The 11,990-nt window shown below is 54.1% G+C and carries 12 protein-coding genes; 10 read left to right on the plus strand and 2 right to left on the minus strand.

What is annotated here, in order from left to right; translation table 11 throughout:
• Positions 1–103 precede the first annotated feature (103 nt).
• The 4 genes from SH661x_RS21550 to SH661x_RS21565 all read left to right on the plus strand — a co-directional run bounded on the left by SH661x_RS21550 (position 104) and on the right by SH661x_RS21565 (position 5,057).
• Positions 104–1,420: a B12-binding domain-containing radical SAM protein gene (locus SH661x_RS21550; protein WP_437225924.1), complete on the plus strand. Its 1,317-nt coding sequence runs from the start codon at positions 104–106 to the stop codon at positions 1,418–1,420.
• The gene (locus tag SH661x_RS21555; RefSeq protein WP_437225926.1) at positions 1,326–2,816 is read left to right on the plus strand and encodes a hypothetical protein; all 1,491 of its coding nucleotides are present in this window, start codon (positions 1,326–1,328) and stop codon (positions 2,814–2,816) included. The genes SH661x_RS21550 and SH661x_RS21555 overlap by 95 nt, the downstream gene beginning before the upstream one ends.
• Before the next feature lie 235 nt (positions 2,817–3,051).
• Entirely contained in the window at positions 3,052–4,488 is a 1,437-nt protein-coding gene (locus tag SH661x_RS21560) for a transposase (protein ID WP_437225928.1), read from the plus strand.
• Between the two features lie 14 nt (positions 4,489–4,502).
• Positions 4,503–5,057, plus strand: a complete 555-nt coding sequence (locus SH661x_RS21565; protein ID WP_437231234.1) for an RHS repeat-associated core domain-containing protein — start codon at positions 4,503–4,505, stop codon at positions 5,055–5,057.
• Here the strand turns inward: SH661x_RS21565 and SH661x_RS21570 are convergent.
• Together SH661x_RS21570 and SH661x_RS21575 are read right to left on the minus strand one after the other, a co-directional pair.
• Positions 5,022–5,821, minus strand: a protein-coding gene (locus SH661x_RS21570; RefSeq protein ID WP_437221910.1) for an IS5 family transposase whose coding sequence is annotated in 2 segments (ribosomal slippage) — positions 5,022–5,482 and positions 5,482–5,821 — 801 coding nt in all. Because the reading frame shifts where the segments join, the coding sequence is not laid out codon by codon here. The two genes, SH661x_RS21565 and SH661x_RS21570, sit on opposite strands and share 36 nt — an antisense overlap.
• A gap of 81 nt (positions 5,822–5,902) precedes the next feature.
• Complete coding sequence (locus SH661x_RS21575) at positions 5,903–7,339, minus strand: transposase (protein WP_437225930.1); 1,437 nt, start codon at positions 7,337–7,339, stop codon at positions 5,903–5,905.
• A 93-nt stretch (positions 7,340–7,432) separates the two neighbouring features.
• Here SH661x_RS21575 and SH661x_RS21580 point away from each other — a divergent pair, with 93 nt between their 5' ends.
• The 6 genes from SH661x_RS21580 (at position 7,433) to SH661x_RS21605 (ending at position 11,821) form a co-directional block, all read left to right on the plus strand.
• A complete protein-coding gene (locus SH661x_RS21580; protein WP_437225932.1) occupies positions 7,433–7,921 on the plus strand; it encodes a hypothetical protein in 489 nt (162 codons plus the stop codon).
• A gap of 66 nt (positions 7,922–7,987) precedes the next feature.
• On the plus strand, positions 7,988–9,025 hold the full coding sequence (locus tag SH661x_RS21585) for an IS630 family transposase (protein ID WP_437221960.1): 1,038 nt from the start codon (positions 7,988–7,990) through the stop codon (positions 9,023–9,025).
• Positions 9,026–9,166: 141 nt separating this feature from the next.
• A complete protein-coding gene (locus SH661x_RS21590) occupies positions 9,167–9,862 on the plus strand; it encodes a hypothetical protein (RefSeq protein ID WP_437225934.1) in 696 nt (231 codons plus the stop codon).
• A gap of 287 nt (positions 9,863–10,149) precedes the next feature.
• On the plus strand, positions 10,150–10,539 hold the full coding sequence (locus tag SH661x_RS21595) for a hypothetical protein (protein ID WP_437225936.1): 390 nt from the start codon (positions 10,150–10,152) through the stop codon (positions 10,537–10,539).
• Positions 10,536–11,507, plus strand: a complete 972-nt coding sequence (locus tag SH661x_RS21600; protein ID WP_437225938.1) for a pre-toxin TG domain-containing protein — start codon at positions 10,536–10,538, stop codon at positions 11,505–11,507. Before SH661x_RS21595 ends, SH661x_RS21600 begins: the two co-directional genes overlap by 4 nt.
• Positions 11,507–11,821 carry a CPCC family cysteine-rich protein gene (locus tag SH661x_RS21605; protein ID WP_437225940.1) on the plus strand — a complete coding sequence of 105 codons (315 nt, stop codon included), beginning with the start codon at positions 11,507–11,509 and terminating at the stop codon, positions 11,819–11,821. Before SH661x_RS21600 ends, SH661x_RS21605 begins: the two co-directional genes overlap by 1 nt.
• Positions 11,822–11,990 lie beyond the last annotated feature (169 nt).

Genomic DNA, 11,990 nt, shown 5'->3' on the forward strand with positions numbered 1-11,990 from the left:
GGAGTTCTGGGGCAATATTCGAAGGAAAGGGCTTCCGCACCTCGAACACTTTCAGCAATGATCACAGCGGCGCATCTTGGGCTTCATCAGCAGTCGCTACACCATGCCACACGTTGCATTCATTTCGCTGGCTGGATTCCGAATCCACGAGCAGGAACTGCTCGAGTACGGAATGACATTGCCCGGATTTCATGATCGAGCACGGGCACTCGCTGAGCTCCCTGCGCTGGGCCTTCTCACCTTAGCTGGAATGCTCCCTGAACATTGGACCTGTTCCTATCGCGCTCCCGTCAGCGTTGACGAAAAGCTCATCGCACAGATCGAGGACGAACGGCCGGACCTCGTCGCCATTTCCGCGCTCACCGCCTCAATTCAGGAGGCCTATTGGCTCAGCGACCAGTTGCGAATCCGCCAGTTCCAAACGGTCCTTGGAGGTTTGCGCGTCACAGCCTGCTCACAGGAAGCAACCCGACACGCCGATGCGGTGGTTGTAGGGTCAGGCGAACCTGTCTGGAGAAAGCTCCTCTCCGATGTGGAAACCGGTTCTCTGAATCCGCTCTATCGTGCCTCACGAGCACTCCCCGAAACGGAATGGGCTCTTCCACGTCTCGATCTGCTCGAAAACGTTGCTCGATTCACGCTGCAGACACAGCGTGGCTGCCCATTTGCCTGCGACTTTTGCGCCGCGAGTCGACTTCTGGAACGCTTCCGTGAAAAGCCCGTCCAGCAAATTCGCGAAGAACTCCGCGCCATCTGTCAGTTATGCGAATCACCGCTGATTGAGTTGGCCGATGACAACACGTTCGCGGGATGCCGACCCGCTGACGAACTGCTGGACGCGTTTCGGATTTCAGGGGCCCGCTGGTTCACGGAGAGTGACTGGAGAATTGGAGAGAGACCGGACGTCCTGCAAGGCCTGGCGACTTCCGGATGCGTGCAGGTCCTGATCGGCATGGAGTCGATGGTCTTTCGCTACCCGGGAATGGGAACCAAGCAGGCTGAACTGCAACGTCTTCTCGATTCTGTGGAGGCGATTCAGGAATCCGGAGTGGCTGTGAATGCCTGCTTCATTCTCGGGGCCGAAGGAGAAACACTCGCTTCGATTGATCGTCTGACGGATTTCCTGCTCGAGGCCCCGTTTGCAGAAGTTCAACTGACCTTGCAAACTCCATTTCCGGGCACAGCTTTGCGGGAACGACTCAGGCAGTCAGGTCGCCTCTTGTCGCACAGAGGTTGGTCCTATTATTCTCTTTTTGAATTGACCTACCAGCCCGATCAACTGACCGTGGAGGAGCTGGAGCAGGCTTTCAAGGAAAGTATCACGCATGTCTATGGGCCAGCCGCATCGCGTCGACGCAAACGAATCCGCAACGACATCTGGAAGCGACATCCACGATTCAGGCGGGACTCCACGTCCTGACTTACAGGATGTCACGCTGGGAACTCTCGGCCTGTTTCTGATCGGGAATCGAGCCGCAATTCAGCGGGTGGCCAACGCCCCGGCAGCGACATGGCTGGCACTCTCCTCGGTGATCCTGGCCGGGTTATTCCGGGATTATGACCAGGCGGACCTGCTGCGTTATCCCGGCTGGCTGCTGGTCCCGTTACTGGCCTCCACGTTGCTGACCGCGTTCCTCTTCCTCTTTTTGAAATCAATTCCGGATGTCCGCAGCTGCTCAATTCCGAACGGGTTTCAATTTCGACGACTGCTGACCTGCTTCTGGATGACAGCTCCGATGGCAATCATTTATGCCATTCCTGTGGAGCGGTTCCTCTCTCCTCCCGATGCGACACGCTGGAATTTGATCTTCCTGGCTTTGGTGGCAACATGGCGTGTGCTGCTGATCACGCGCGTGGTTCAAGTTCTGTATGGCCTCGCATTCTTTCGGGCTCTTTTCCCGGTGATGCTTCTAGCCGACTCGCTGGCTTTGGCGGTGATGATCCTCATCCCGATTCCGATCATTCAGTTCATGGGGGGAATTCGGGTGTCCGAATCGTCAGAGATCATCAACGGAGCCCGACTTATCGTGATACTTCTGGGAGCAACAACGTGGCTCATCTGGTTTTTCGGACTGGTGGCTTTGATGTTCGGTACACGCCGAACAGGAACCGGCCCGGAGTGGACTCCTCCATCTGCAGCCGTCCGGAAAGGGCCGTGGGCTGCGGTCGGGTGTGGATTCGCAGCGATGCTCATCGCATGCGGTTTCACGCAGCCGGAGCAACAGCGTGCTTCGAAATTCCGCAGCCTGCTCCTCAGCGGTCATTCGGCACAGGCGATTGAGTACCTCAGCCAGTTTGATCGCGATAGACTCCCGCCGCACTGGGACGCTCCCCCTCGAATCGATTATCTGGAGCAGAATCCCCGGCGCTTTGGCATTCTCGCTGCCATCGCGGCCAATGACCAGACATCCGACTGGGTTCGTGAAATCTACACTCAGAAGCTGTTGAACCTGAGGGGGACGATGCTCGGACACCAGCAGTTCTGGTACAGGTTGAATGTGGAAGACATCCAGGACCTGATCCAGTTTCTGACAGCATTTCCGGAACTGCTGCCGAAATTTGACCAAGGAGGCCCGGGAGGCGATCACTTCCGGGAAGACCGCGGCTCAATTCGCGCCCTTGTGGCGGAACTGATTGAAAATGATTTCAAACTCCCCGGCTCACAGCAGCAGCTGTCTCGCCAGCAGGTGCAGCAGTTGCTGGCTCTGGACGATCCTCACAACGAACGCAGTTGTGGAACCAGGGAAGACGTGGAAAAAAGGCTCGATCAGCTCAGTAATCCCCAGACCGAGCAGCCTCCGCTTGCCAACCCCTGAAGGTTGCAAAGAGTGACAATGCGAGAGATGCATTGCGCACAGAGAGCAACGCCAAGCGAGCGAAGCCTCGTCTCCCTGGCAGAAGTCCGATGACGGCAGACCACCAGAGGAGAGAAGGCTCGCTGCAAATTCCTGCAGCGAGCCTTCTAACAGCCCGTTGAATTTCCTTTCTTCGCTTGACAGGTCTGGTAGATTGCCGGTGGTTCGGATTTCAGGCATTCAGGGAGGGTGACCGATGGCGTTGGGGAAGCGGGAGGAGTCGCAGCAGCAGGAGTTCTGGACTCCGACAGCGAATCTCTCCAAAGGGCCGGGGCATGTCTTTTATGACAAGCTCAATCTGGTGCTGGCCAAGGCGGGATTCGACAAGGCTCTCGAGGCCCTCTGCTCGCCTTATTACGCCAGCACGGGTCGCATGTCGATTCCCCCGGGTGTGTACTTCCGCATGCTGCTGGTCGGGTACTTTGAAGGGATCGACTCCCAGCGTGGCATCGCCTGGCGCTGCGAAGATTCTCTCTCGCTGCGAAGGTTCCTGGGCATTCCGATGGGGAAAGAGACCCCGGACCACAGCAGCCTGACACGCATTCGGGATCGGTTGCCGCTGGAGATTCACCAGCAGGTGTTCCAGCTGGTGCTCAGCATCATCGATGAGCATGGACTTCTCAAGCTGAAATCAACCGGTGTCGACTCCACGTTGCTGGAGGCCAACGCCGCCATGAAGACGATCGTCCGTAAGGACTCGGGTGAAGACTGGAAGGAGTTCCTCAAACGCCTGATGCAGGAGGAAGGGCTGATCGAAGAAGATGATGATCCCAGCGACGACGACCTGCGCAAGTTCGACAAAACCCGTCATCAGCAGGGGAAGAAGAAGGTCTCCAATGCCGACTGGGAATCGTCGTCAGACCCCGATTCCCGCATCGTGAAAATGAAAGATGGCCGCACTCATCTGGGCTATAAGGCTGAGCATGTGATCGACCTGGAGAATGAGTTCATCCTCTCCGCCACGGTGTGTCATGGGACGAACAGTGATGCCGGCACGCTCATCGAAAGCGTGGTGAATGCCCAGCAGAACGTGATTCTCGCTGGCAGTCCGGAAGAGATTGAAGAGGTTGCTGCCGACAAGGGGTATCACAAGAACGAGACGATCACGCAGGCCACGCAGCTGGGACTGCGAACGTACATTCCCGAGCCCAATTCACAACACAATCGTACGTGGACGGACAAGCCGGAGGAAGTGCAGCAGGCAGTGCTCAATAATCGTCAACGGATGAGTCGAGCCAAAGGGAAGAACCTGCAGCGTCAACGCAGCGAGAAGGTGGAACGCAGCTTCGCCCATGTGTGCGAAACCGGCGGAGCGAGGCGAACGTGGCTGCGAGGACTCGAGAAGATCAACAAGCGTTACCTGATCGTGACCGCTGCGAGGAACCTGGGTCTGCTCATGCTCAAAGCATTCGGCATCGGCAAACCCAGAGGTCTGCAAGGCGGAATCCGGGCCATTCTGGCACTCTGGGGAACCTGCACGCTGCTCTGGGCCGCTCTGAGAAGCTGCCTGCGATCGCTCCAGGCAAGGACAGCTCATCCGATGGCGTTCCGAGACATCAACTGGCAATTGAACCCACAGCGACCACGTACACCCCGGAAACTCCAAATCATGCCAACTTCAACGGGCTGTTAGGCAGCACCGAATCGCTGACCGATGAATCGGCTACAAAGACGGATGAGTATGCTTATGAAGCGTTCGGAAAAGAACTCTTTCACACCGGGACAACGGAAAATAAATTCACCTATGTCGGGGAACTTGGATATTATAGGGATGCAGACGGCCACTACCTCCTCCGAAGACGTCCGCTGACTTCCGAAATTGCGAGGTTTGATGCAGAAGACCCGTTGAGTTTCGACTCGGGAGACGAGGATTTGTATCGGTATGTAAACAACAATCCGACCAACGCAGTAGATCCGAGCGGAGAAGGACCACAATGGCACCACTTGTTGCCGCAAGCTCGCGAATCGATTTTTATAGAAGCTGGCTTCAAACCATTAGAAATCCACGAACCCCAATGGGGGTGGATGATGGACGAAGACGATCATCGCAAGTTGCATGGGCCATGGAACTCAGATTGGAACAGCTGGTATCTGGCAAGAAAACAAAAAGGATTGCCAATCACTCGACGTGCTGTCCAAGGGCAACTTAGGGCGTCCGGACAAAACCTATTCAGCGATGAGATATCTCCAGGTGATGAGTGAGTTGGCGATGTCATGGAACGCTTGGTGCACTTCCTCCAGCCTGTCCCAGCGAATCCGCAACCTGCGGAATTGTTTGAGCCAGCTGATGGTCCGTTCAATCGGCCAGCGGGTCGCACCCAGAGACGAGTCCTGCCGCTGACCTCGTTTGGGAATGAAGGTCTCAATGCCAGCCAGTCCCAGCAGGTCCCGAGTTGCCTGGCAGTCGTAGCCTTTGTCGGCGGTCACACTCCGTGGGCAATCCAGGGGGCGTCCCCGCTTGCCACCAATCTTCGGGTACCTCAGAAACACCAGTGGCAGAAGTTGTTTCAGATCATGAACATTGGCGGCCGTCAGGATGTTCGCCAGCGGAATCCCATTGTGAGTGGTCATCAGGTGAGACTTGCTGCCGCAGCGACCACGATCCGTCGGATTCGGTCCGGTTTTTGTCCTCCCAACGGGGCCTTGATCAATCCGGCATCGACGAGCACGTCCGCCAGTTCCAGACGCCCGGCTGCGTTCAGCACGGTGAGGAGGTGGCGATGAATGTCCTGAAAGACTCCCAGGTCGATCCACAGCTTGAGACGTCGATAGCAGGTCTTGTAGGAACACCCCAGTTCCAAGGGCAGGTCCTCCCAGGCGATGCCGGTCTTGAGCACGAACAGAATGCAGGTGAAGACGGTCCTGTTCTCCGCTGGCGGTCGGCCGCCTTTGACAGAGAACTCGTAAGTCGGAAAGAACGGCTCGATCTCGTCCCACAAGTCATCACTCAGCAATCGGGTGGCCATATCAGTTCCTCCGTGAACGGGAAAAACCAGACCTTCCCAAAATTTTCAAACCATGCCAACATTAGTTTTGTCCGGAACCTCTTAGCAGCCCGTTGAAGTTGGTATGATTTGGAGTTTCCGGGGTGTACGTGGTCGCTGTGGGGTCAATTGCCAGTTGATGTCTCGGAACGCCATCGGATGAGCTGTCCTTGCCTGGAGCGATCGCAGGCGGTTTCTCAGGGCGGCCCAGAGCAGCGTGCAGGTTCCCCAGAGTGCCAGCAGTGCCCTCTGTCCGCTTTGCAATCCTCTGGGTTTGCCGATGCCGAATGCTTTGAGCATGAGCAGGCCCAGGTTTCTTGCTGCTGTCACGATCAGGTAACGCTTGTTGATCTTCTCCAATCCTCGCAGCCACGTTCGCCTCGCTCCGCCGGTTTCACACACATGGGCGAAGCTGCGTTCGACCTTCTCGCTGCGTTGACGCTGCAGGTCCTTTCCCTTGGATCGACTCATGCGCTGGCGGTTGTTGAGCACTGCCTGTTGGACCTCCTCCGGCTTGTCGGTCCACGTGCGATGATGTTGTGAGTTCGGCTCCGGGATGTACGTTCGCAGTCCCAGCTGCGTGGCCTGCGTGATCGTCTCGTTCTTGTGATACCCCTTGTCGGCAGCGACCTCTTCAATCTCTTCCGGACTGCCAGCGAGAATCACGTTCTGCTGGGCATTCACCACACTTTCGATGAGCGTACTGGCATCACTGTCCGTTCCATGACACACCGTGGCGGAGAGGATGAACTCGTTCTCCAGGTCGATCACATGCTCAGCCTTATAGCCCAGATGAGTGCGGCCATCTTTCATTTTCACGATGCGGGAATCGGGGTCTGACGACGATTCCCAGTCGGCATTGGAGACCTTCTTCTTCCCCTGCTGATGACGGGTTTTGTCGAACTTGCGCAGGTCGTCGTCGCTGGGATCATCATCTTCTTCGATCAGCCCTTCCTCCTGCATCAGGCGTTTGAGGAACTCCTTCCAGTCTTCACCCGAGTCCTTACTCACGATTGTCTTCATGGCGGCGTTGGCTTCCAGCAACGTGGAGTCGACACCGGTCGCTTTGAGTTTCATCAGGCCGTGTTCATCGATGATGCTGAGCACCTGCTGGAACACCTGCTGGTGAATCTCCAGCGGCAACCGATCACGGATGCGGGTCAGGCTGCTGTGATCGGGGGTCTCTTTCCCCAGCGGAATGCCGAGAAACCTTCGCAGCGAGAGAGAATCTTCGCAGCGCCAGGCGATGCCACTTTGGGAGTCGATCCCTTCAAAGTACCCGACCAGCAGCATGCGGAAATAGACGCCCGGGGGGATCGACATGCGACCCGTGCTGGCGTAATAAGGCGAGCAGAGGTCCTCGAGAACCTTGTCGAATCCCGCCTTGGCCAGCACCTGATTGAGCTTGTCATAAAAGACATGCCCCGGCCCTTTGGAGAGATTCGCTGTCGGAGTCCAGAACTCCTGCTGCTGCGACTCCTCCCGCTTCCCCAACGCCATCGGTCACCCTCCCTGAATGCCTGAAATCCGAACCACCGGCAATCTACCAGACCTGTCAAGCGAAGAAAGGAAATTCAACGGGCTGTTAGACGAATGACAGGAGAAAAGTCACAATATCACAAATATTTGAAAAAAGGTACACAGGCAGTAGATAACTATCTTAAGTGGGTGAATTTTTCTCCTGCTGACAAAGCCGCAAAGTTTGCAAAGCTTCTCAAAGCCGTAGGAATCTTAATGGCATTGCTTGGCGCTGCAGGCGCTGCCGCTGATACATGCCAGGCTTTCACTCCGGCAACAAGCCTTGGTGACGAAGAAATTCAGCGACTATATCGCGAAGCTTTGAAAGCGCTAATGGATGAACGTTTTGAAGACGCACGTCGGGTTCTCTTTGGAAAAGAAGAAATGTGCGCAATCGAAGAGACAGACCCTGATGGAGTCATCTGCAAACTCCTTTCTCGACTCGTGCATGCGAACGAACTACTGTACAATCGTGCAATCGAAATGGACGCTGCACTGAGGGCTATGTTTTCCGAACTAAATAGCTCCACATCGTTTCCGGAGCGTCGTTTTCGATTGGTGTAGGAACAAAAACAGGCTTGGTCTACGTTGGGGAGGTGTACCACCACTTCCCTTTCGAGGAGTCAAGCCATGGATGGCAGTATCCAGCTCACAGCTCAGGAACGCAAGATGCTTTTGCAGGCCTATCGCTCTGGAGCCGATCTCTCCACTTCTCGACGGGCTCATATTGTTCTGCTCCGGGCCCAAGGCCTGACCTGGCAGCAGATCAAAACCGTGCTGTTTTGCAGCTTCGACCTGATTTCGACCACGTTGAAATTGTTCACGCAAGGGGGAGTCGCTGCTGTTCTGCAAAAACCGTCTCCGCAGCGTTCCTTTCCAGTCTGGATGACACAGGTCCTGCGGTGGGTCACTCAGTCCACTCCCCGGGATTTTGGATATTTCCGCTCCCGCTGGTCCTGTGAAACGCTCGCTCACCTGCTGGCGTTTGAAACCGGCCTGCGATTGAGCGGAGAAACGATCCGCCGGGGACTGCATCGGCTGGGCTTGGTCTGGCGTCGCCCCCGTCCAGTGGTCGGCCCGGTTGATCCCCAGCACGCTGAGAAATTTCAGGCAATCCAACATCTTCTGAAGAATCTTTCCCACAACGAAGTCGCCGTCTTTCAGGATGAAGTGGACCTGAATTTGAACCCCAAGATTGGCAGCATGTGGATGAAGAAAGGTCAGCAGGCCGAGGTGGTCACGCCGGGGAACAATCAGAAGTGCCATGTGGCAGGCTCGCTGATCTGGGGGACGGGAACACTGCTGGTGAGTCGTCCCTGCTGGCGACGAAACACGGTCCAGTTCCTGGCCCATCTGGACGACCTGCGTTTCCGACTCAGGAGCTTCCGGAAGATCCATGTCATCTGTGACAACGCCAAATTTCATGACTCGAAAGCGGTGAAAGCCTATCTGCAGAAATGGAGTCACCGGATCGAAGTCCATTTTCTTCCCAAGTATGCTCCGCAGTCGAATCCCATTGAACGAGTCTGGTGGCACCTGCACGAGACGATCACGAGAAACCACCGCTGCCAGACCTTGGAAGAACTGATTGACCAGGCGTACGAATGGTTCGAGGTGAATAATAATCACTACCTCGACATGCGACACTCCTTCGCCAAAGCCGCTTAAAACTCACTCCGAGGACGTGGAGGTCCTATTTAGTTGCGTCAGTTACTGCTGGCAACAAACCAGACAATTAGTAAACACGCTTGGTAGTGGTGGACATTAGATCCGCCGTGGCAATACCCAGTCAAATTGAAAATACCGCACATGAACGTGTTTTTTATAACGCCATCTCGGTCGTTCTTTGACCATCAGTATCGCACCACATGGATGCATAGTATGGTTTTTCACGGAACTACAGATAGAACGCGACTGTCACAATTAGATAAACCTCAATCCGAGCAAGATCCCACTTCAAATGGAACGGAATGTTTGAGTGTGTTACGAAGTGGCACATTCGTGCCAGATGTTTGGGCGCCAAGCACAGTGGATCTGGTTGTCGCAGAGCACATTGCCAATCGATTGTTGCAAATCACGAAGGTGCAACTCAGAGATGTCTGCTTTTCGAAAATCGTTGACCTACCGATGCCTGCACTAGGTAGTGATGTTTCATGGAGCCGCCCAGGTCCAATCGACCCAGATCAAGGCTTAGAGCAATTTCCTGATAGCCCAGAATTAAGAAAATCAATTGGTAAATTCAAAGCTATCAACTTCCCAACAATATACAAGATGCGTAGCCACCTAGGTGACAAAAAGAGAATACGACCAAATTTTGGCTCATATGCTGATGGCGAGACCTTTGGGAATTTTAGCTCCAAGACGGTATTGTTCTCGAATAAATTCATTCAAGATAACCCACTCTTTTGGGATGAGGTATTCATCTTGCGAGAAGATGTGTTTTCTGTTATTGCACCACATATTGACAGAGATTACTTTTGGGTTGCATGGAAAGAAGTGACGTAGCTTTACCATGGTGCTGATTTTTCATTTTACGAACCTGTTCTTTGACAATTCGCATAACAGCTTCTTCTTAAGTTAATGCCGGGTGCCCGGGTTGAGAGGCCCTGAACTTGGGTGCCACTGCTCTGTGAGTTTGCCCTTACCCACATTTTGGTGGTGATTGGGCGAGTTGGTAGCCTTCGACGAGGCGGGTCAGTGACGTAGGCTGGGTTGAGCGATTTAGCGAAACCCAGCGTCGAGCGATACTGGTCATTCGAAAGCGTTTTTTGGCAATTCGTGAGTAGCTTTGATTGCTGTCGGTCGCGAACCTGCAGGAGAACGATGATGTTCTCTCCCGGTTCACGTACACATACGACCCCGTCGGCAACCGCCTGAGCGAAGCCCGCGAAGACAGCGACCTGCGGCTGTTTGTGTACGATCCCACCAACCAGCTCATCAGCGAACGCCGCACCGACGGCGACAGCTGGGAAACGCTGACTGCCGACCAGTGGGGGGACCTGTCCGTCCTCGGCTGGGGAACCCTCCCCCCCTCGGGTTCGACGCTGGTGATGAGAATCTGTATCGCTATGTCGGGAACAATCCGATGCGCGGCACTGATCCGAGTGGCATGGCGGACACTTGGTGCGAATGGCTATTCGGTCCCAGCCAGAACGTGTGTGGCAGCAAAACAGACCTCATGAATCAGTTGAATAATCCGAAAGGATTCGTACCGGCCTACGATCCGGAATCAAAGAAGCTGGACGAAGCGATTCAACGTGCTGAAAAAGCGAAAGGGCTTGCCAATCAAATTGCAAATTCAATTGATCAGGCTATTTCCGCGGCCAATTCCGCGAGCCAGGTCGGTCAATCAGCTGTGAAGTGTGCATTCGACTGGGCAGCCAGCTTGGCTCCATTGCTGGGCGATCTGAAAGATTGGCAGGAGGCGATTACCGGACAAAACCTGATTACCGGAGAAACACTGAGCACAGTTGACCGCGTCGTCACGGCGCTTGCGGGAATTGTTCCTATTTTGCCTGCCAAATGGCTCCGAGAAATTCTTGCCATTCTGAATCGAGTCTATGAATGGCTCAAAGCGCAGTTGAAGACCTGCACAACCCAGAGTCGGGCGATCAGTGCGATCCTGAAGAAGCTGGAAGAATTGATCGACGCCATTCGAAAAAGACTGGGGAACAAAGACACACCGGAAGATTTTCCGCCTCCGACATGTTCGAAGAATCCACCAACATGCCCTGCGGTCATACCGACCCCGGATGACTTGCCCAAGGGACCAATGCCGCCGCTGAATGACAATGGGTTTGGTCTTCCATATGGAGCACTTTCGAACATTGGCAATGAATTGAGCTCGTTGATTTTGAAAGGTTGGCGAAAAGGAAAAGGTAGCATCCATTTCGAAAAGCATGGCGCCGAAATGGGATTCAGCACGCTAAAACAGTACACAGACGCTGCAATTGAATTTGCAAGAAAATGCGGAAATATAGTTGAAGCTAAAGTCGGAAACATTCTCTTCAAGTATGATTACGATACGAACTGGATATTGATCGTAAGCTCCAAAGAAAGAACAATCATTACATTTTACAAAGCAAAAGATGGATACAACTCATTTCTTGAGGCACTTAAACAACACATAGACGTACTGGAGAACCTGTAATGAAATATACATGTCCAATTTGCGGCCATAAAACCCTAGATGCCCGTTGCGATTGGGACGTGTGTCCAATCTGCTTCTGGGAGGATGACGTTTTAGAGAACAAAGGCGATCGAACGAGTTCTGCAAACCAGGGGCTTCGAATATCTGAGGCTCAAGCAAATTACATGGTTTTTGAAAGTTGTTCAAAAGACCATGAGCGATCTGTTAGAAGTCCACTGCCTCACGAAGAACTCGATCCTAATTGGCAACCACTTCCAGAGGCGATTGTTCTGGCAGAATCAATACGTTCAAAACTAGATAGTGGTACTAAATGAAATTACGGCAGGGTGGCCGAGGCTGGACGTAGCGTAGCGAAGGAAGCCCCGGTCGAGCGCGTAGCGGAGAGAGAGCTTGAGTTGAATTCGCTGAGTTTGAGCTCAAAATCTACCAATAAGGTTTGACTGTTCTCTGGCAATTTACTTTGCAGTTTCCATGGAATTGGTG

This window comes from Planctomicrobium stercoris, from assembly GCF_051465655.1.
Lineage (GTDB): Bacteria > Planctomycetota > Planctomycetia > Planctomycetales > Planctomycetaceae > Planctomicrobium.